Genomic DNA, 20,003 nt, shown 5'->3' with positions numbered 1-20,003 from the left:
TCGCTGCGCCTCGTTGCGCAGTCTAGAAAGACTTGCTGCGTTTCGATGCGGAATTCGGCACAATTTTCACGTGACGATTGCCATTCCCGCCACCGAGTTGGAAAGCCTGTTCGACGCACTCCCCGACGTCGTGTTCTTCGTCAAGGACGCGGCCGGGCGCTACACGCACGCGAACCTGACCCTCGTGCGCCGGCTCGGCCTGAAGAATCGCGCGCAGGTGATCGGGCGCGGCGTGGCAGACTTGTTTCCCACGCACATGGGGGGCTCCTACGCGGCGCAGGATCGGCGCGTGCTCGCCGGCGAGACGATCGAGGATCAGCTCGAAGTGCACATCTTCCCGAATCGTGCGCCGGGCTGGTGCCTGACGCGCAAGCATCCGTTGCGTGTGCGAGGCAAGGTGCGCGGCCTGGTCGGCATCTCGCGCGACCTCGGCCAGCCGGACGGCCGTCATCCGACCTACGACCGCCTGCGCCGCGTGATCGATCATCTGCAGTGCCACTATGCGGACAATGTGCGCATGGCGAAGTTGGCCGAATTGGCCGGCGTGTCGCTGGCCCAGCTCGAACGGCATTTCCGCAATGTGTTCCAGATCACGCCGCAGCAGGCGCTGACGCGCATGCGCATCGAGGCGGCGATGCGCCTGCTCTCCGGCGCGGACGGCATCGCCGAAATCGGTCACGCCTGCGGCTTTGCCGACCAGAGCGCGTTCGCGCGTCAGTTCAAGGCGACGGTCGGCATGACACCGCGTGCGTATCGCAAGCTGGCGCGCGCGTAGCGATCATTGGAATCGCGAACCCGATGCATGCGTGCGGCAGGGAACGAACCCGCGCCGGTATTGTCTTTTGAATCGGCCCCGTTCGAGGAGAGATCGACGTGCTTCATTCTGCTTCCCGCCTCGCTGGCGCAGCGCTACTCGCATCTGCTCTTCTTGCCGCACCTGTGCGCGCCGCCGAATCCGCCGAGAATTCGTTCGCCAGCGATCCCTCGATCACGATCAAATATCTGCCGGGCAAGTACTACGAACAACGCGCGCAGGATGCGGTGAAGCGAAAGAATTTCCGCCAAGCGCTCGAGATGTACGAGAAGGCGAGCTACTGGGGTAACAAGATCGCCCAGTTCGATGTCGGCATGCTTTATCTGCACGGCGCCGAAGGCGTGCCGGCCGACAAGATTCGGGGCACCGCGTGGCTCGGTATCGCCGCGCAAACGCATACGCCCGACGTCGACAAGGCGGTCGGCGAAGCCTATGCCAGCCTGAACGCCGAGCAGCGTGCCGCCGCCGGAGAGATTTGGAAGCAACTCAAGGTCGACTATGACGACAAAGTCACGCTCGACCGCGCGGGCAAGAAATTCAATGATCAGCTCATCCGCGACAAGGGCTCGCTTAACGGGCCGCCCGAGTACACGACGATCACCTACGGCAGTTTCGGCGGGGGCGGCGGCGATCAGATGGCGAACCCGGTTTTCGACGCGAACACCGGCGCGCTGCAAGGCGGGCGCACCGAGGGCGTCACGCGCACGGTCAACGCGGCGAAATTCATCAGTGCGGTGAAGGATCAGTTCAGCGATTTCGTCCACACACAATTCGGCGCGGTGGACGTTGGCCAGCCGGTAGGCGTCTCCAACGGCAGCCAGCCCGCACCGACGGCGGAAAAGAAACCGTAGAGGCAGCCGTCTCTCAGGCGGCTTTGCCGACCTTGCTGCCGTTGTCGCGCGCGAGCTGCGCGCTGAGCCATCGTCCGGTCTCGATGAGCTTGTCGAGATCGATGCCCGTGGCGATGCCCATGCCGTGCAGCATGTAGACCACGTCTTCGCTGGCGACATTGCCGCTCGCACCGCGCGCGTAGGGACAGCCGCCGACGCCGGAGACGGCCGAGTCGATCACGCCGACGCCGAGTTCGAGGCAGGCGAGGATGTTGGCGAGCGCCTGTCCGCGCGTGTCGTGGAAATGGATTGCGAGCGCGGACATCGGCACTTCGGCAGAGACCGCGGCGAGCATCGCGCGCGCCTTCGCCGGCGTGCCGATGCCGATCGTGTCGCCGAGCGAGATCTCGTAGCAGCCCATCGCATGCAGCGCCTTGGCCACGCGCACGACGTCGGCCAACGGCACTTCGCCCTGGTAAGGGCAGCCGAGCACGGTCGAGACGTAGCCGCGCACAGCGACGGCGTCGGCTTTCGCACGCTCGATCACGGGCGCGAAGCGCTCGAGCGATTCGGCGATCGAGGCGTTGATGTTTTTGCGATTGAACGCTTCGCTCGCCGCGGTGAACACGGCGATTTCGTCGACCCCGACTTCGCGGGCGCGTGCATAGCCCTGCAGGTTCGGCACGAGTACCGGGTAGCGCAGGCCGGGCTTCTTCTGAATGCCGGTGTAGACCTCGGCCGCGTCGGCCAGCTGCGGCACCCATTTCGGGCTGACGAAACTCGTCGCTTCGATCGTTTGCAGGCCGGTCGCCGAAAGCCGGTCGATCAGTTCGATCTTCGTCGGCGTCGGCACAATGGCTTTCTCGTTCTGCAAGCCGTCGCGCGGGCCGACTTCGACGATGCGGACTTGGCTGGGCGTGGTCATTTCGATGTTGGCAGGGGTTTGGCTGATGCCGATATTTCGGCATCGCTGGCGGGTTTCAAGGTGAAGTAGGGGGTAGCGGCGAACACACCGCGAAGCTCGACGGCTTTGGCCATGGCTTCGGAATCGCCGGCAACGTAACTGTGCAGCATCATGCCATCGCCGGAGCGTCGCCCGCCCGGCATCTTCGAAATCTTCTCCGTGCGGCCCTGAAGTTTGCCATCGATGATGAAATGCGCGACTGCAGCGTCGTCAGTCGGACGCAGACGGATCTCGCCGTTGCGCATGTCGTAGAGAAAATAGTGATAGCCATTCGACCAGTCCACGCCGTCGGTATGCGATTGTTCGTCGTCAAACTTGACCGTGAGGATGGATTTCGCGCCGACCGATGCAAACGCCAGATGAGTCTTGGCGTCGGTGTCAGTATCGTCCTTGCCGTTCTCGAACAAATGCAAGGTCTTGCAGCCGGGGTCGACCACGAGAAACAAATTCTCATCAGCCTTGCGGTCTTTTTCCTGGTTCAGCAGTCGCCATGTGCCGACAAAGCGCGGATCGCACGGGCTGATGTGCTTGCCGGGCAGTGATTCGAACACGGTATCGACGCAACCACTCACGGCAGCAAGGCATAACATTGCCGCCGCGAGCCTCATTCTTCCGCCTCGAAGTGCGCGAGCACCGCGTCGGCCTCGACGAACTCACCGACTTTCGCACTCACGATCGCGATCTTCACCGCGCGTGGCGCCTTGAGCGTGATTTCCATCTTCATCGCTTCCATCACGATCAATTCCTGGCCTTCAGTAACACGGTCACCTTTCTTGGTCTTGACCAACACGATGCGGCCGGGCATCGGCGCGACGATGCGGTCGCCGCTGGTCTGCGCCGATTTCGCATAGGCGAATGCGGCGACGCGGGTGAGCCAGGCGCGGCGTTCGCCGTCATGCAGCAGCACGCCGTCGGCGTCGACCTCGCTGCGCCAGCGGCGCGCTTCGCCGTCGAGCTCGGCGTTGAGGAAGCCGTCGGCGAAACGCGCATTGGCGACCTTGCAGCGTGTCTCGCCGATGTTCAATTCGTAGCTGCCGTTTGCGCCGTGCGCGTCGACTTCGATGCGCTCGCCGTCGTGCGCGAAGCAGACGATGCGCTTGCCCGAGTGGCCGATGCGCCAGGCGTCGGCGCGTGCCCAGGGCGAGTACGGATCGCCGCTGGCGCGTGCAAGTTGCGGTGTGGACGCTTCCTCGGCCAGCAACACCGCGGTCGCCGCGGCAAACAGCATCGCCTGATCGGGCGCGGCGTCGGCCGGCAGGAATTCGGCGAGGTGGCGGTCGAGGTAGCCCGTGTCGATGCGGCCTTCGATCACCGCGGGATGGCGCACGAGGCGCTCGAGGAAATCGATGTTCGACTTCGGTCCGGTCACCGCGCATTGGGCGATCGCCTCGCGCATGCGCTGCAACGCCGACGGGCGATCGCGGTCCCAGACGATCAGCTTGGCGATCATCGGGTCGTAGAAGATCGTCACCGTGTCACCTTCGATCACGCCCGAGTCGATGCGCACATGCGCATTCGGAGCGGGCAGTTGCAGCCGCTGCAGCCTGCCCGAGCCGGGCAAAAATCCCCGCGCAGGATCTTCGGCGTAGAGGCGCAGCTCGATCGCGTGGCCATCCTGCGGCACCGATTTGTTGCGCAGAAGCGAAGCCGGCAATGCCTCGCCCGCGGCGACGCGCAATTGCAGTTCGACAAGGTCGAGATGCAGCACCATCTCGGTGACCGGATGCTCGACCTGCAGGCGCGTGTTGATCTCCATGAAATAGAAATCGCCCTGCGGACCGACGATGAATTCGACCGTGCCGGCGTTGACGTAGTCGAGCGCGCGCGCGGCTTTGATCGCGGCGTCGCCCATCTTCGCGCGCAGCTCGGGGGTGAGGAACGGAGAGGGCGTTTCCTCGAGCACTTTCTGGTAGCGGCGCTGCGCCGAGCATTCGCGCTCGTTCAAATGGATCGCGTTGCCGTGCGTATCGCCGAAGATCTGGAATTCGATATGGCGCGGCGTTTCGACGTAGCGTTCGAGCAACACGCGGTCGCGGCCGAACGCGCTCTTCGCTTCGCGCTGGCAGGATTCGAGATTCGCGGCGAATTCGTCGGCCGCGCGCACGATGCGCATGCCTTTGCCGCCGCCGCCGTAGGCGGCTTTGATCATCAACGGAAAACCGATGCGCTGCGCTTCGCGCGCGAGCAGCACAGCATCCTGGTCTTCGCCGGTGTAGCCCGGCACCACGGGCACGCCGTGTCCCGACATCAACTCTTTGGCGCCGGCCTTCGAGCCCATCTTGCGCATCGAACCGGCGGAAGGACCGATGAACACGATGCCGGCTTGTTCACAGGCCTCGGCGAAGTCGGCATTCTCGGACAGGAAGCCGTAGCCGGGATGGATTGCCTGCGCGCCCGATTTCTTCGCGACCTCGATGATCGCATCGCCGCGCAGATACGAATCCGCCGGCCGCGGGCCGCCGATAGGGTAGGCGAAGTCGGCCTGGCGAACATGCTGCGCGGTCGCGTCGGCTTCCGAGTACACCGCGACGGTCTGAATGCCGAGGCGCCGCGCGGTGCGGATGATGCGGCATGCGATCTCGCCGCGGTTGGCTATGAGGATTTTGTTGAACATAATTTACTTAACGCGGATAAGAGCGGATTTACTCGGATAAGAGCGGATTTTTTGAGTCGAAGATTCGGCGCCTTACTTGAGCTGTGGGGCCAAAGTTCAACAACAGGCCCACATGAAGCCCCGTCGTCTTGAGATAGTTCAACAGTTGCGCTTCATGCGCATCGTTGATCTTCGAGGCCACTTTCAGTTCGATCAGCAAACGTTTTTCCACGACAAGATCCGCTCGAAACTCGCCGACGATGCGACCGCGAAACGAAACGGACAGGGGCGCCTGCTGCTCCACATATAGCCCTTCTTCGCGCAACGCAAACGCCAATGCGTTTTCATAGACGCCTTCGACGAACCCGTGCTGGAGCTCGTTGTAGACGGAGTAAAACACTCCAATAACCTGTTCGGTCAAGTCTGCCTCGATCAATCCGCTCTTATCCGCGTTAAGAATCGTCACTCCGACAGATGGCAACACGCTTCGATGTTGTGGCCGTCGGGGTCGAGCACGAACGCGCCGTAGTAGTTGGCGTGATAGTGCGGGCGCAGGCCTGGCGCGCCGTTGTCGATGCCGCCGGCGGCGATGGCCGCCGCGTAGAACGCGTCGACCGTCGCGCGGTTCGCTGCGGCGAAGGCGACATGCAGCTTGCCGCGCAACGCGCCGTCGCCGTTGCCGATCCAGAAGTACGGGTTGCCGTCGTGGCCGTAGCCTACGTGCGCGTGGCCGCCGGTCATTTCCGGCGTGACCTCCATGACCAGGCCGATGCCGAGTGGCGCGAGCGCGCCGGCGTAGAACGCCTTGCTGCGTGCGATATCGGAAACGGTGAAGCCGATATGGTCGAAACGGTTGCGAAGGGACACGAGGCTACTCCTGCTTGAGCCACGGAGGCGTTTGCTTGTCGAGAAATGCACCGAGGCCGGCTTGACCTTCCGCGCCTATGCGCAGGCGCGCGATCAGCGCGGCATTGTCCTTATCGATCTGCGTCGCGTGTTCGGGCGTCGCGCCAGCCATGCGCAATGCGAGCTGCTTCGCTTCGCGTTGTGCGTTTGGTGCGCCCTTGGCAAGCAGGTCGAGTTCGCGTGCGATCGCTTCGTCGAGCTTGTCCGCCGCGACGACGCGATGCACGAGATCGATGCGCAATGCTTCATGCGCGTCGATCACTTCCGCACTGACGAACAGGCGTCGCGCCTGGCGCGCGCCGATCGCGGCGATGACATACGGCGAGATCACCGCCGGCACGAGGCCGAGCTTGACCTCGCTCAGTGCGAACTTCGCCATGTCGGCGGCGATCGCGATGTCGCAACAGGCGACCAGGCCGACGCCGCCACCCATCGCTGCGCCGTTGACGCGGGCGACGGTCGGCTTCGGGAAGAAATTCAATGTACGCATCAGCGCGGCGAGACGCTCGGAGTCGGCGCGATTTTCCGCTTCGCTCGCCGTCGCCATGCGCTTCATCCAGTTCGCATTGGCGCCGGCCGAGAACGAGGCGCCGGCACCGGTAAGCACGAGCGCGCGCAGTGAGTTATCGCTTGCGAGCTTTTCGAGTTCGGCGGTGAGTTCGCCGATCAGCTCGTCGTCGAAGGCGTTGTGCGTCTGTGGGCGATCGAGCGTGATGCGCGCGGTGCGCCCCTCGATCGAAATCTGTAACGATCCGGACATGCGCGCGACACACCGTCAGCGAAAGCGGGATGCGCATGATAGCGGGTCGCCCGGAGGGCTGTCGCGGTCGTCCGCTCCGCGTCGGCCGGCTATGGCGAATGGGCAAAAAAAAAGCGCCGACCGCGTTTCCGCGATCGGCGCAGCTTTTTTCAGCTCAAGCGTGAATCAGTTCGATTCGGTGAACTGGATGTACGGCGAAGTTCCACCTGCCGCGACGCAGGCGCCGAGGTTCAGGTTGTTGGTCTCGCCGGTCGTGCCGCCGTTGGTCGGGCCGGTGCACGTCGGCGCGTTCGTGGTGCCGTCGTTGGTCGCCACTTTCACCGTGAGCGAGGATCCCGAATTGAACGTGGCAGCCGAGCCGCCGCCGTTGCCGACGACGTTGAACTCGGAGTTGTTCCAGGTCGCGCCGATGTCGAGCGTGCTGCCGCTCTGGCTGACGGCGTAGGCCGTGCCGCCGTAGGTGAAGGTCACCGTGTCGAGACCGCTCGTCGAGGCCGAGCCAGACAGAGAACCACCCGACAAGCCGGACAGTCCGACTGCAGGCGCAGCGATGCCCTTGCTGTTCTTGTAGCAGCCGTTATAGGAACTGGTCTTGTAGCCGTTCCAACCCGACGGGCAACGCTTGTGGGCAGGAATGAACATCCAGTTCTGGATAAACGCCTGCGGACCGCTGACGCCGGTGCCGGCATTGCCCGGATAGTTCGACGAGTAGATGAACTGCTCCCAGGTCTGGCAGCTCGAATATCCCAAGGCCGAACAGAACGCCGTCGGTCCATTGCCGAAATTGGTGTTGAGCTGCAGCGTGTAGCCGCCCGAGCCGCCGCCGGCTTCGCTCGGGAAGCTGCCGGTGGCCGACTGGGTGAGATGAGAGGTCGTTGCGGAGTAGTCATAGCCGTTGCCGACCGTGTCCGCACCGCGATACTTCGGATTGGAGCGATAAGTCGGCGTTTCGCCGCACGCCACTTGCTGCCAGGCCAGGCTCGGATAATCCGCCTGGAAACAACCTTCGGAGACCGGTGGGAAATTCTTCAGAGAATCGTGCCAAGCATGCAATTGTTCGGCAGTCGCACTCGGGGCAGCAACGGTCGATATCACCGGGGACATCAAAAGGCTGATCATGGACGCAGCGAGAACCGCGGGACGCACGCCCAGTTTCTTCTTTGCTTGCATACATACTCCAAAAGTAGTGGAAAGAGTCAGCACAACCCCGTCAGGGTTGTTCGTGCCGCCGTTAGTTCAGGGCCAGTTTTTACCGATTCCGCTTCATCGAACGCCGATCGGCGCCGCTGCAGGCGAGCTACTCCCAGCTCGCGGATAAACCTCGCTATGCGAAGATTTTCCCGAAATTCGTCGAATGCCGAATAAAGCGCGCGAGGTCCCCACCTCGGCCCGATACACCGCGCATGCGCCTGACCAAAATCTCCCTCGAACTTCGTGCGGTAGTGAATTCGTAACGGTTACCGGGTTAAGTCTTTCAAAAATGTTGCATTGGTTCACCGACGTCCCCGGACTGGCCGGGGACTTGAGGTTGGCAGAGCCGGGAAGATTACTGCTTGCAGCCTTTCTGGCCGAAGTAATTGGCATATCCCGTGCCGGCGGCATACAACGCGTTGGACCATTCGCGCTGCAGGCTGAAGTTGGCGCCGTTGGCAAGAGTCATCGGTGCGTAGACCCATTCGCACTTGTCGCCGTTTTCGTAACCGCCGTTGTCGGTCCAGCCCGTGCCGCGCGGATCGGTCGTGGCTTCGGAGACTTCGTGCGAGACCACCGATGCGATATCCGCCAGTCCTTGCGCGTTGCCGGAGCTGGCTCCCGGACCGCAGCCCGTGGTGCCGGTGAAATTGCCGATCCAGGCGACCTGGACTTGCGCACCGTTGCTGCACGTGCCCCAGGTGTGGAAGCCGCAGGCCTGGCCGCCCGGCCAGTTGGAGGTGATGTAGGTGTAGATCGCGTTCGAGTTCGGATTGTTGCCGGTCAGGCTGCAGGCTTTCGAAACCATCGTCGAGCTGCTCGGCGTCGAGTTGCCGGTCGAGGACGTATCGAAGGTGTGGCCGACGTAGGTGGAATTGCCGGTCACGTAGCCGTTGGTGGCGCCGTTGTACTCGTTTGACGCATTGGCGATGCCGCTTCCGCTCCAGCCGTTGAAGAACGAGTCCATGCCGGTGATGATCGGATCGGTTTGCGACCAATTGCCCCAGAACACCGCCTGGATGGTCGGGGTGACCATCACATTGCCGCCCTTGAGGGTCAGCGGGCCGCCGTAGCCGTAGCAAGCGCGCACCGTTGGGCGGCTAGGATTGCATTGGTTGAAATGGGGGCTCGACGGATCGATGGGCTCTTGCGAATCCGTGCCGACGGAATGATCGTTGCCGGCGCCGGCGAGCGGAACCCGCGGCTTGTCGCTGCGATAGAAGGGCACGATCGGAGCGCTGTGGCTCAGATAGAGAGCACCCTCGAAGTCGCGCAGATCACCGCGGACAATTGCGCCGTCCTGGTCGGTCACGTATAGCGGACGTGAAGGCGAGGACGCCTCGGCGATGATGTCGTTCGGATCCTGGATGGTGGCAATCTTTTCACCGCCGCGATATAGCTCCGCCTGACCTTGGCCGTTGGCGACCAACGCATCGCCCAATTGCAGCAGACTGCCTTCGGTCTGGTGTACAACGAAATGAGTTTGATTGGCCTGCGCCGCGAACGCCTGCGCGGTCAGTCCCATCATCGCAACGCCCACAATGCACGCCGTAACTAGTGTTGCCTTCTTCATGCCTCGCTCCAAAAGGATGTGAAAGTCATATGGACATCTCCCCATGTCCGCGTTTGCTTCATCTGCTGCTTGATTCCCCGCGCCCGCGGTCATGATTCGGTTCGACCCGGACCCCTCAAGGCGGAGCCCCTGCCGTCAAGTGGTACGGTCGAAATACACGTACATATGTTAAATATTCCAAAAAATCTGAATCACATCACGTATTTACGGGATGTTGTTGCTACGAAGTGGAACGTAGAGGCCGGAGCTGCCTTCGGATTCAATTCGCGGCTGCAACCACTGCTCTCGATAGGTAAGCTAGCCCGACGCGGCTGCGGCACCCCAGGGTAGGCCGGAGCGTTACCGTTCGTTTTATTCAGCTGGAGCAAGATGTCCATCCTTCGAATTTACCTGCGCGTGCTCGCGCTGCTCGCGCCGGAAAAATGGCTGGCGATCACGCTGGCCGTCGCCAACCTTGCCCTCGCGGGCGTGTTCTTCCTCGAGCCCTGGCTATTCGGCCGTGTGGTCGATGCGCTGACCGCGAAGGATCATCGCGACGCGTGGCAATTCATCGGCGCCTGGGCCGGCGTCGGTTTCGCCGGCGTCGTCGCCAGCGTGCTCGTTTCGCTCCATTCAGACCGCCTCGCACACCGTCGGCGCCTGGCCGTCATCACCCAGTTTTTCGAGCATTCGATCGCGCTGCCGTTGTCGTTCCATGGCCAGCACCACACCGGGCGTCTGTTGCGCATCATGCATTCGGGCTCGAGCAACCTGTTCCAGATCTGGCTCAATTTCTTCCGCGATCATCTGACCACGCTGCTGTCGATCTTCGTCATGATCCCGCTCGCGATCAAAATGAACTGGAAGCTTGCGTTGCTCATGATCGGCCTGATGACGAGCTTCGCCGTGTTCAACGCGATCGCGGTACGGCGCACGCACAAGGCGCAGGGCGAGGTCGAGGAACTGCACCACGAGATCTCCGAGCGCGTCGGCGACGTGTTCGGCAACGTCATGGTCGTGCAGAGCTTCTCGCGCATCTCGGCCGAGGTCGCCGAGATCAAGAGCATGGTGAAGAAGGTGCTGACCGCGCAGTATCCCGTGTTGCGCGGCTGGGCCTGGCTGTCGGTTGCCAATCGCGCGATGAGCACGATCACGATCGTCGCCATGTTCGCGCTCGGCGCGCAGCTCAACGGCAAGGGTGAGGTCACGGTCGGCGCGATCGTCACCTTCGTCGGTTTCTCGATGCAGTTGATCGGCCGTCTCGAGCAGTTCGCCGGCTTCATTTCCAGCCTGTTCTTCCAGACCCACTCGCTGCGCGATTTCTTCGCCGTGCTCGATACGCAGGAGGTGCTGCACGAAAAGCCGGGCGCGCCCGACCTGCCGCAGGACGTGCGCGGCGAAGTCGAGTTCCACGACGTCTCGTTCGGCTACGAGGTGTCGCATCCGGCGCTCAAGCATCTGAATTTCAGGGTGCCCGCGGGCGCAACTGCGGCCATCGTCGGTCCCACCGGTGCGGGCAAGACCACGGCGCTGAGCCTGCTCTACCGCGCCTACGATCCGAGCGCGGGCCGCATCACGATCGACGGCATCGACATCCGCGAGGTCAGCCTGCACAGCTTGCGCGAGCACATCGCCGTCGTGTTCCAGGACCCGGGCCTGTTCTACCGTTCGATCGCCGACAACCTGCGCATCGGTAAGCCCGATGCGACCGAGGCGGAAATCGAGGCGGCCGCGATCGCGGCCGAAGCGCATCATTTCGTCATCGTCAAGCCGGAGGGCTATTCGACCCTCGTCGCCGAGCGCGGTCGCTCGCTATCCGGCGGCGAGCGCCAGCGCCTGTCGATCGCGCGCGCGATGCTCAAGGATTCGCCGATCCTGATCCTCGACGAGGCGACGAGCGCGCTCGACAACGCCACCGAGGCGCGCATCCAGCGTGCGCTCGGCGCGCTGACCCAGGGCCGCACGACCTTCGTCATCGCCCATCGCCTGACCACCGTACGCAACGCCGACGTCATTCTCGTACTCAAGAACGGCGAGCTGGTCGAGAGGGGCAAGTACGACGAACTCGTGCGCCTCGGCGGCCTGTTCGCCGAACTCGACCGCGGCGGCGAGTTCGTGCCTGACGCGGTGTTGGAGGAGGCGGATATCGAGCTGACCGGCTGAGGAATTCCTCGGAGCGATCAGCCGGCATCGGGGTGTGAAGCGGATGACACACGTCTAGCCTCGGACCAAAGGAGTACAACGAAACGGCAGCGCGCGTGGTAGGTTATTGCCCAGTTCCCATGCCGGTATCCGTATGCCTTCCCGTCTCGCCTTGATCGCATCGCTTGCCCTGATGGTTGCCCCCAGTTTCGCCCTGGCCGACAAGGCCAGCGAGGCGGCGCTCGATGCACGTGTCAAAGCGCTCGAGCAGCATGTCGCCGAGCTCGAGGCGAAACTCAATGCGCTCGCCGCAAAGCCGCCCGCGGCGCCGGCAGTATCCGTCGTGCCGCACGTGGCCCAGCCGGGTGCACCCACGCCGCCGCCGATCTGGGGCGATCCGACCAAGTGGGCGCAGATCAAGCAGGGCATGAGCTGGAGCGAAGTGCGCCGCCTGCTCGGCGCGCCAGGACGCACGACCACCGGCGTGTTCGGCGAGGTCTGGTACTACCCGGACGAATCCGGCGGTCGCGTCGTGTTCGACCGCGACAGCCGCGTTGCGGAAATCGACAAGCCGCCCGCGCACTGACTATTCAGGCAGTTCGCGCTGCCTCTGGACGCCGGCGCATTGCACGCCGGCACCGCGAAACATGTCGACACCAGCGCCGCGCGCCGGAGGCTCAGGACTTCAGCGCGCCTGACTTCAGCACCATGTAGATCATCAGCACGGCTGCCGCCAGGACGCCGATCGAAGACGCGCCGAGAATCGGGCCGATCGTGGTCTCCGCGACGACCCTGCCGTAAAGCAGCAGCAGTCCCGTGAACATGACGACGGCCGCGACCTGATGCAGCACGAACTGCGTCTGCGCGATCGCTTTGCCGGGCCGTTCGAGCCACAGCTTGTGAATGATCGCGTAGATGAATGACACGACGAAACCGACCAGCAGGATATGCGCGTGAGCGATGAGTTGCCCATGATTCCCCGACGCGCCCATGTAAACGCCGACACCCATTCCCAGCACGACGTAACCGAGCGCGCAGATCAGATATTTGCGATCGAAACTCATATGTCCCCTCGTTTGGACGTTGCGATGCACGATACAGCTGGCGAACGATACGCTACATCCGGAACACACCGAAGCGCTGTTTCTCGATCGGCGCGTTGAAGCTTGCGGAAATCGCCAGGCCGAGTACGCGGCGCGTGTCGGCCGGGTCGATCACGCCGTCGTCCCAGAGACGCGCCGAGGCGTAGTAGGGATGACCTTGGCGTTCGTACTGCTCGCGGATCGGTGCCTTGAATGCGTCTTCGTCTTCTTTCGCCCAGGTCTTGCCGTTTGCTTCGATGCCGTCGCGGCGCACGGTCGCGAGCACGCTGGCTGCCTGCTCGCCGCCCATCACGCTGATGCGTGCGTTCGGCCACATCCACAGGAATCGCGGCTGGTAGCCGCGACCGCACATCGCGTAGTTGCCAGCGCCGAAACTGCCGCCGATGATGACGGTGAACTTCGGCACGTGCGAGCAGGCGACCGCGGTGACCATCTTTGCGCCGTCCTTGGCGATGCCGGCCTGCTCGTATTTCTTGCCGACCATGAAGCCGGTGATGTTCTGCAGGAACACGAGCGGAATATCGCGCTGGTTGCACAGCTCGATGAAGTGCGCGCCCTTGAGCGCGGACTCCGGAAACAGGATGCCGTTGTTGGCGACGATGCCGACCGGATAGCCGTATAGGTGGCCAAATCCGCAAACCAGGGTCTTGCCGTAACGCGCCTTGAATTCGTGGAATTCCGAGCCGTCGACGATGCGCGCGATGATCTCGCGGATGTCGAACGGCTTGCGCGTATCGGTCGGCACGCAACCGTAGATTTCCTCGGTCGCGTATTTCGGTTCGGCCGGCGCCTGGATCGCGACCGGCAGTTTCTTCGTCCGATTCAGGTTGGCGACGATGTCGCGCGCGATCGCGAGCGCGTGCTGGTCGTTCTCGGCAAAATGATCGGCGACGCCGGAAATCGAGGTGTGCACATCGGCGCCGCCGAGCGATTCGGCGTCGACGACTTCGCCGGTCGCGGCTTTCACGAGTGGCGGACCGCCGAGGAAGATCGTGCCTTGTTCCTTGACGATGATGGTCTCGTCGCTCATCGCCGGCACGTAGGCGCCGCCGGCGGTGCACGAGCCCATGACGACCGCGATCTGCGGAATATTGAGTGCGCTCAGCCGGGCCTGGTTGTAGAAGATGCGGCCGAAGTGCTCCTTGTCGGGAAACACCTCGTCCTGCATCGGCAGGAACGCGCCGCCCGAATCGACGAGGTAGATGCAGGGCAGGCGATTCTCGAGCGCAATTTCCTGCGCACGCAGATGTTTTTTCACCGTCATCGGGAAATACGTGCCGCCCTTGACCGTCGCGTCGTTGGCGACGACGACGACCTCGTTGCCGTGCACGCGGCCGATGCCGGCAATCACGCCCGCGCACGGCGCCGCGCCGTCGTACATGCCGTGCGCGGCGAGCGGCGAGAATTCGAGGAACGGCGAACCCGGGTCGAGCAGCGCGCGGATGCGTTCGCGCGCAAGCAGCTTGCCGCGCTCGGTGTGCTTGGTGCGCGCCTTCTCGCCGCCGCCGAGTGCGGCCTGCGCGAGCTGCGTTTTCAGATCGTCGACGAGACCGCGCAGCTGCTTGGCGTTGGTCTGGAATTCTTCGCTGCGCGGGTCGATCTGCGATTCGATGACGGGCATGGAGGTGCTCTGCGGACAATTAGGTCTAGAACCTATCTCAAAACGTAGCGAGCGAAGGCAGTTCGTTCGTCGCCGGAGCGCAGGAACCGGAGTTTACAAATAGTAAATGAGGATTCCGAGCACCGCCGGCGCGCCCGATTTTGGTTTGAATCGGGTCGAGCGCAGTAGTTTTGAGATAGGTTGTAGCTTAAACAAAACCGGCCGCACTGAGGCGGCCGGTTTTGCGTCGATGGGACCGGAACTCAGTGTCCGTTGGTCTTCTTCTCGGCGGCTTCCTTGGCCTTGGCGGCAGCGTCCTTGGCAGCGTCGGCGGCCTGGCCTGCGGCCTGGCTCGTCGCAGCCGCAGCGCTGGACACCTGAGCCGCGGTGGCGTCGGCGGCGGCCTTGGCATCGGCGGCGACCTTGTCGGCGGCAGCCTTGGCTTCCGCAGCTGCCTTGTCGGCGGCGGCCTTGGCATCCGCAGCCGCCTTGTCGGCAGCAGCCTTGGCCTGCGCGGCGGCCTGCTCGGCTTTCTGCTTGGAGTCATCGCAAGCGGTCAACGTAACGGCAAGCGCCAGAACTGCAATGATGGCTTTGATCTTCATGCTCCCTCTCCCATGTGGTTGGTTGGACGTGCAACGAAGTGCCCGGCTGCCGTGCGAGCGACAGCCGGGCGGTATTTCCCCTAGCTTAAACCAGTTCGACCGCGATTGCGGTCGCTTCGCCGCCGCCGATGCACAGCGCGGCGACGCCCTTCTTGCCGCCGCGTGCCTTGAGTGCATGCAGCAGGGTGACGACAAGGCGCGCGCCCGAGGCGCCGATCGGGTGGCCGAGCGCGCAGGCACCGCCGTTGACGTTGAGCTTCTCGTGCGCCACGCCGAGGTCCTTCATCGGTGCCATCGCGACGACCGCGAACGCCTCGTTGACCTCGAACAGGTCGACATCACCGACCTTCCAGCCGGCCTTGTCGAGCACCTTCTGGATCGCACCGACCGGCGCGGTGGTGAACCATTCCGGCTCGTGCGCATTGGTCGCGTGGGCGGCGATGCGCGCGATCGGCTTGACCCCGCGCTTTTTCGCCTCGTCCGCGCTCATCAGCACGGTCGCGGCGGCGCCGTCGGAAATGCTCGACGAGCTCGCCGCGGTTACCGTGCCGTCCTTCGCGAACGCGCCCTTGAGGGTCGGGATCTTGCTGACGTCGGACTTGCCCGGCTGCTCGTCGACGGCGAACTCGACCTCGCCCTTCTTCGTCGCGACCTTGACCGGCACGATTTCGTCCTTGAACGCGCCCGAAGCGATCGCGGCCTGCGCGCGCTTGACCGATTCGATCGTGTACGCGTCCTGCGCTTCGCGCGTGAAGCCGTACTTGGCCGCGGTGGCCTCGGCGAACACGCCCATCGACTTGCCGTCGTAGGGATTGGTCAATCCGTCCCAGGCCATGTGGTCGACGAGCTTGGCATCGCCGTAGCGCAGACCGGTGCGCGCGGCGACCATGTGCGGCGCGTTGGTCATCGATTCCATGCCACCGGCGACGACGACCGTCGCCGAGCCGGCCTTGATCAGGTCGTTGGCGAGCATGATCGCCTTCATGCCCGAGCCGCAGACCTTGTTGATCGTCGTGCAGCCGGCCGATTTCGGCAGGCCCGCGGCGAGCGAAGCCTGGCGCGCGGGCGCCTGGCCGAGGTTGGCCGGCAGCACGCAGCCCATGATGACTTCGGAGATGTCGGCCGCCGGCACGCCGGACTCGTCGAGCGCGGCCTTGATCGCCGTCGCGCCGAGCGTGGGTGTCGGCACGCCCGTGAACTGGCCGAGCATGGAGCCGATGGCGGTGCGCTTGGCACCGACGATGACGATGTCTGACATGGCGATTTCCTTGTTTGCAGAAAGGGTGGATGGCGCAATTATCGGCTCATTGCCGCAGTGCGGCAATTGGAACTAAAGTCGGAAGTCATTGCCCGACGCCAGAGTGCGGGTTTGGGCAGGAAGACCACAGATTTCCGCCATGAGCATTATTTCATTGAGCTGCGCGGCCCTTTGCGCAGCAGACATGGCGCGAACTCGCCCAAGATCATGACGTGCCGCCGCATCCAGTGTGGTGGTGTCGCGAACTGGCGCTTTGCGCAGGCAGCGCAGCGCCAGTTCAGTCAGTGGATTTGAGGATGTCATCGAGTATGGACTCGCTGTCGAAAAGCCGGAAGTAGTCGCGAACCTCATCGAGATCCAGTGTCGCACGATTGACCTTCACCAATTCCATCATGTCGGTCAGATCGCGAATGCGGCGTGGATCGTCGGAGAACGCCTGAATCTTGAGGCCGAGCAGGCCTCAGCCGAGATGGTGGGTACGCTCAGTCCATTCAAGTCCGCATATGCCGCCTGCGTGAGCAGGCGCTGGCTGACCGGGCGGCGCGCATACAAGATGTCGAGCCTGTCGTTGCCGCGGAAGTAGCAGGCAAGGTCCGCGCGTCGGTCGATGGCGGAATATCCGAGCCTGCACAACGTGTCGTGCAAAAGATCGGAGTCCCCAGCGAGCACCATGATGTCCAGATCGTGCGTTGCCCGGACATAGCCGTGGATATTGACGGCGAATCCGCCAATCAACATGTATGACACTTTGGCCAGGTCCATCGCGGCATGCAGTTCGCGTAGCTGCGCGAACAGTCTCGATTCGCCGCGGCCTGCGTCAGTCATGACTTGCCGTGGAACAGCTCGCGCCCGATCAGCATGCGCCGGATCTCGTTCGTGCCCGCGCCGATCTCGTAGAGCTTGGCGTCGCGCAGGATGCGGCCGGTCGGGTATTCGTTGATGTAACCGTTGCCGCCGAGCGCCTGGATCGCTTCGAGCGCGACCTTGACCGCGTTCTGCGAGGCGTTGAGCAGGCACGAGGCCGGATCGATGCGCGACTTGCGGTTGGCGTCGAACTCCTGCGCGACCAGGTAGGCATACGCGCGCGACGACTGCAGCAAGGTATACATGTCGGCGATCTTCGCCTGCATGATGCCGAACGTGCCGATCGGCGCGTTGAACTGCTTGCGCTCGCGCACGTAGGGCAGGGCGATGTCGAGCGCGGCCTGCATCAATCCGATCGGGCCGCCCGAGAGCACGAGGCGCTCAGTATCGAGGCCGCTCATGAGCACGCGCACGCCTTCGTTGATCTCGCCGACGCGGTTCGCATCGGGAATCTCGCAGTTGTCGAACACGAGTTCGCAGGTGTTCGAGCCGCGCATGCCGAGCTTGTCGAGCTTCTGCGCGGTGGAGAACCCCTTCATGCCTTTCTCGACGAGGAAGGCGGTCATGCAGCGCGAGCCGGCCGGGCGGTGCGCGGTGCGCATATAGACCAGCAGCACATCGGCGTCGGGGCCGTTGGTGATCCACATCTTGGAACCATTCGCGATCCACACGTCGCCCTTCTGCTCGGCACGGCAGGTCATCGAGCCGACCACGTCCGAGCCCGCGCCCGGTTCGCTCATCGCCAGTGCGCCGACGAACTCGCCGCTGCACAGCTTGGGCAGGTATTTCTGCTTCTGCGCTTCGCTCGCGTTGTGCAGGATGTTGTTGACGCAGAGGTTCGAATGCGCGCCGTAGGACAGGCCGATCGAACCCGAGGCGCGCGAGATTTCCTCCATCGCGACGAGGTGGGCGAGATAGCCCATGCCCGAGCCGCCGTACTCGGTCGGCACGGTGATGCCGAGCAGGCCCATCTCGCCGAGCTTCTTCCACAGGTCGGGCGGGAACACGTTGTCGTGATCGATCGCGTTGGCGCGCGGCGCGATTTCCTTGTCCGCGAACGCTGCGACGGTGTCGCGCAGCAGGTCGAGCTCTTCTCCGAGCGGGAACGGGCGCATGGACGTGATCCTTCAGCGATCGGGCCTGCAATGATAACGCAGCGGCTCGGGCCGGGGCACGGCGCGTTGCTGGGTAGTGGTCCAAGTTGAAATCAGAATCCGTTCGCCCTGAGGTATCGAAGGGTGAACGGCCCGCGCAGATTACCGTTCGATACCTCACCACGAACGGAAAAGAAAATTCAAACTTGATCACTCTCCGCTTTCAGTGCGCTGTTGTGGCGTTCCAGTCGGCGACTTTTTTGCGCGTCTCGTCGAGGATGCCGTCGAGCGCCTTGCGATCATAGACGCGGCCGCCGAGGATCACCGTATCGATGCTGCGCGTCGCGTCGATGTCCTGCAGCGGGTTGCGTTCGAGCAGCACGAGATCGGCCGCCTCGCCCTTGGCTACGCCGCCGAAACGATCGAGTTTGCCGAACCAGGCGGGGCCGGCGCGCGTGGCCGAGGCCAGTGCCTGCGCGGGGGTCATGCCGTTCTTGACGTAAAGCGACAATTCGTCGTGCAGGCCGATGCCCGGATAGTTGAACGAGTTGAGGAAGCCGGCGTCGGTGCCGGCCATGATCGTCACGCCGGCCTTCTGCAGCATCGGCAGCACCGCCGCTTCGCGCTCGTAATGTGCGTGGCGCGCGGCGATGCCCGCGGCATCCGCCTTGGCTGCGCGTTCGATGCGCCAGTCGTAAGTCTTGCGCAGCTTCGGACCGATGTAGGCGAGGTAAGGATCGTTGGCGTGCGTGTCCTCATCGAGGAAGGCGAGGATGCGGCCGCCGTTGAGGGTCGGCGTGACGTACACGTTTTTCGCCGCGAACGTGCGATAGGCAGCCATCGCGGTCGCTTCATCGAAGCCGGCGTCGAGGCGGCGGTTCGCTTCGGCGCGATCGATACGGCCCGCGCCGAAATCGGCCGCGATCGCGGCCTCGTTCTTGACGCCGGCCTTGTAGGCGTAGTCGATATGCTCGATCGAGCTCAAGCCTGCATCGACCGCCTGCGCGACCGTGTCCGCCATCGGGATGTGGCCCGAGGTGCGTAGGCCCAGGCGCTTGGCTTTTGCCACGGCGTAGAGGAACAGCTTCGGGTCGAGCGTGCTGTCGGTGATCTTGACGAAGTCGACATGGTCCTTGTCGCGCAGGCGCGCAAGCGCCGCATCGACCTCTTTCTCGCTGCCGACTTCGATCGTGCCCTTCCAAACCGGCTTGATGCCTTCGATTTTCGCGCCCGAGGTGAACAGGTGCGGGCCGAACAGACTGCCCTTGGCGATCTCGTCGCGCCAGGCGAGCACTTGCTCGGGCAGGTCGCCCGAGCAGTCGCGGATCGTGGTGATGCCGTGGGCGATGTACAGCGGCAGCAGTGCCTTGTTTTCTTCGATGAGCTCGGGGCCGCCGCCGAAATGTACGTGCATGTCCCATAGTCCCGGGATCAGATAGCGGTTCTTCGCATCGATCGTGTTCGCAGCTTGCCAGTTGCGCGCGATCTCGGCGTCGCCACCGACCGCGGCGATGTCGCCGCCGCGCAGGACCACGGCCTGGTCGGCGACGGTGCGCGCATGCTCGACGTCGACGACAGTCGCATGGCGAACGATCACGTCGGCCTGCGGGTTCGCGGCGAACGCGGGCGAAGCCAGCGCGAACAACGCGGCGGCGGCGATGCGGAAGGGCTTGCTCATCGATCGGTTCTCGTCAGGTCTTTGCGCGGGCACTGTCGCGCGGCAGGCG

At 63.7% G+C, this 20,003-nt stretch carries 20 protein-coding genes; 4 read left to right on the top strand and 16 right to left on the bottom strand.

All coding sequences use genetic code 11. The features are described from left to right. Positions 1-70 precede the first annotated feature (70 nt). Together F455_RS0112620 and F455_RS0112615 are read left to right on the top strand one after the other, a co-directional pair. Positions 71-775 carry an AraC family transcriptional regulator gene (locus tag F455_RS0112620; protein WP_018973660.1) on the top strand — a complete coding sequence of 235 codons (705 nt, stop codon included), beginning with the start codon at positions 71-73 and terminating at the stop codon, positions 773-775. A gap of 98 nt (positions 776-873) precedes the next feature. Beyond that, complete coding sequence (locus tag F455_RS0112615; protein ID WP_157578773.1) at positions 874-1,665, top strand: SEL1-like repeat protein; 792 nt, start codon at positions 874-876, stop codon at positions 1,663-1,665. Between the two features lie 13 nt (positions 1,666-1,678). Here the strand turns inward: F455_RS0112615 and F455_RS0112610 are convergent, their stop codons facing one another. From F455_RS0112610 to F455_RS22085, 8 genes are all read right to left on the bottom strand, one after another. Continuing rightward, a complete protein-coding gene (locus F455_RS0112610; RefSeq protein WP_018973658.1) occupies positions 1,679-2,569 on the bottom strand; it encodes a hydroxymethylglutaryl-CoA lyase in 891 nt (296 codons plus the stop codon). Next, positions 2,566-3,216: a hypothetical protein gene (locus tag F455_RS0112605; RefSeq protein ID WP_157578771.1), complete on the bottom strand. Its 651-nt coding sequence runs from the start codon at positions 3,214-3,216 to the stop codon at positions 2,566-2,568. The genes F455_RS0112610 and F455_RS0112605 overlap by 4 nt, the downstream gene beginning before the upstream one ends. Further along, positions 3,213-5,222, bottom strand: coding sequence for an acetyl/propionyl/methylcrotonyl-CoA carboxylase subunit alpha (locus F455_RS0112600; protein ID WP_018973656.1), 2,010 nt, complete (start codon positions 5,220-5,222; stop codon positions 3,213-3,215). The genes F455_RS0112605 and F455_RS0112600 overlap by 4 nt, the downstream gene beginning before the upstream one ends. A gap of 28 nt (positions 5,223-5,250) precedes the next feature. Beyond that, positions 5,251-5,622: a GxxExxY protein gene (locus F455_RS0112595; RefSeq protein ID WP_211212321.1), complete on the bottom strand. Its 372-nt coding sequence runs from the start codon at positions 5,620-5,622 to the stop codon at positions 5,251-5,253. Between the two features lie 41 nt (positions 5,623-5,663). After that, positions 5,664-6,068 (bottom strand): VOC family protein, encoded by a 405-nt coding sequence (locus F455_RS0112590; RefSeq protein WP_018973654.1) that lies wholly within the window; start codon positions 6,066-6,068, stop codon positions 5,664-5,666. Positions 6,069-6,072: 4 nt separating this feature from the next. After that, the gene (locus F455_RS0112585) at positions 6,073-6,867 is read right to left on the bottom strand and encodes an enoyl-CoA hydratase-related protein (protein WP_018973653.1); all 795 of its coding nucleotides are present in this window, start codon (positions 6,865-6,867) and stop codon (positions 6,073-6,075) included. A 165-nt stretch (positions 6,868-7,032) separates the two neighbouring features. Then, a complete protein-coding gene (locus tag F455_RS0112580) occupies positions 7,033-7,971 on the bottom strand; it encodes a hypothetical protein (RefSeq protein ID WP_157578769.1) in 939 nt (312 codons plus the stop codon). A 442-nt stretch (positions 7,972-8,413) separates the two neighbouring features. Continuing rightward, positions 8,414-9,631, bottom strand: coding sequence for a hypothetical protein (locus F455_RS22085; protein WP_157578767.1), 1,218 nt, complete (start codon positions 9,629-9,631; stop codon positions 8,414-8,416). Positions 9,632-10,000: 369 nt separating this feature from the next. On the opposite strand from F455_RS22085, the gene F455_RS0112570 reads away from it, so the two are divergent. Together F455_RS0112570 and F455_RS0112565 are read left to right on the top strand one after the other, a co-directional pair. Then, complete coding sequence (locus F455_RS0112570) at positions 10,001-11,773, top strand: glucan ABC transporter ATP-binding protein/ permease (protein WP_018973650.1); 1,773 nt, start codon at positions 10,001-10,003, stop codon at positions 11,771-11,773. Between the two features lie 133 nt (positions 11,774-11,906). After that, complete coding sequence (locus tag F455_RS0112565; protein ID WP_026293338.1) at positions 11,907-12,338, top strand: hypothetical protein; 432 nt, start codon at positions 11,907-11,909, stop codon at positions 12,336-12,338. Positions 12,339-12,429: 91 nt separating this feature from the next. On the opposite strand, the gene F455_RS0112560 is transcribed toward F455_RS0112565, so the two are convergent. From F455_RS0112560 to F455_RS0112525, 8 genes are all read right to left on the bottom strand, one after another. Continuing rightward, positions 12,430-12,816 carry a hypothetical protein gene (locus F455_RS0112560; RefSeq protein ID WP_018973648.1) on the bottom strand — a complete coding sequence of 129 codons (387 nt, stop codon included), beginning with the start codon at positions 12,814-12,816 and terminating at the stop codon, positions 12,430-12,432. 52 nt (positions 12,817-12,868) lie between these two features. Next, positions 12,869-14,476 (bottom strand): carboxyl transferase domain-containing protein, encoded by a 1,608-nt coding sequence (locus F455_RS0112555; RefSeq protein WP_018973647.1) that lies wholly within the window; start codon positions 14,474-14,476, stop codon positions 12,869-12,871. A 242-nt stretch (positions 14,477-14,718) separates the two neighbouring features. Continuing rightward, the gene (locus tag F455_RS0112550) at positions 14,719-15,060 is read right to left on the bottom strand and encodes a hypothetical protein (RefSeq protein ID WP_018973646.1); all 342 of its coding nucleotides are present in this window, start codon (positions 15,058-15,060) and stop codon (positions 14,719-14,721) included. An 85-nt stretch (positions 15,061-15,145) separates the two neighbouring features. Further along, entirely contained in the window at positions 15,146-16,318 is a 1,173-nt protein-coding gene (locus tag F455_RS0112545) for a thiolase family protein (RefSeq protein WP_018973645.1), read from the bottom strand. Positions 16,319-16,390: 72 nt separating this feature from the next. Further along, on the bottom strand, positions 16,391-16,621 hold the full coding sequence (locus F455_RS22965) for a hypothetical protein (RefSeq protein ID WP_157578765.1): 231 nt from the start codon (positions 16,619-16,621) through the stop codon (positions 16,391-16,393). Between the two features lie 96 nt (positions 16,622-16,717). Continuing rightward, on the bottom strand, positions 16,718-17,080 hold the full coding sequence (locus F455_RS0112535) for a hypothetical protein (RefSeq protein ID WP_157578763.1): 363 nt from the start codon (positions 17,078-17,080) through the stop codon (positions 16,718-16,720). A 59-nt stretch (positions 17,081-17,139) separates the two neighbouring features. Beyond that, positions 17,140-18,297 (bottom strand): isovaleryl-CoA dehydrogenase, encoded by a 1,158-nt coding sequence (locus F455_RS0112530; protein WP_018973642.1) that lies wholly within the window; start codon positions 18,295-18,297, stop codon positions 17,140-17,142. Between the two features lie 202 nt (positions 18,298-18,499). Continuing rightward, positions 18,500-19,954 carry an amidohydrolase family protein gene (locus F455_RS0112525; protein ID WP_018973641.1) on the bottom strand — a complete coding sequence of 485 codons (1,455 nt, stop codon included), beginning with the start codon at positions 19,952-19,954 and terminating at the stop codon, positions 18,500-18,502. Positions 19,955-20,003: the final 49 nt, after the last annotated feature.

This window comes from Rudaea cellulosilytica DSM 22992, assembly GCF_000378125.1.
Lineage (GTDB): Bacteria > Pseudomonadota > Gammaproteobacteria > Xanthomonadales > Rhodanobacteraceae > Rudaea > Rudaea cellulosilytica.
This window is presented reverse-complemented; position numbering and strand designations above follow the sequence as displayed.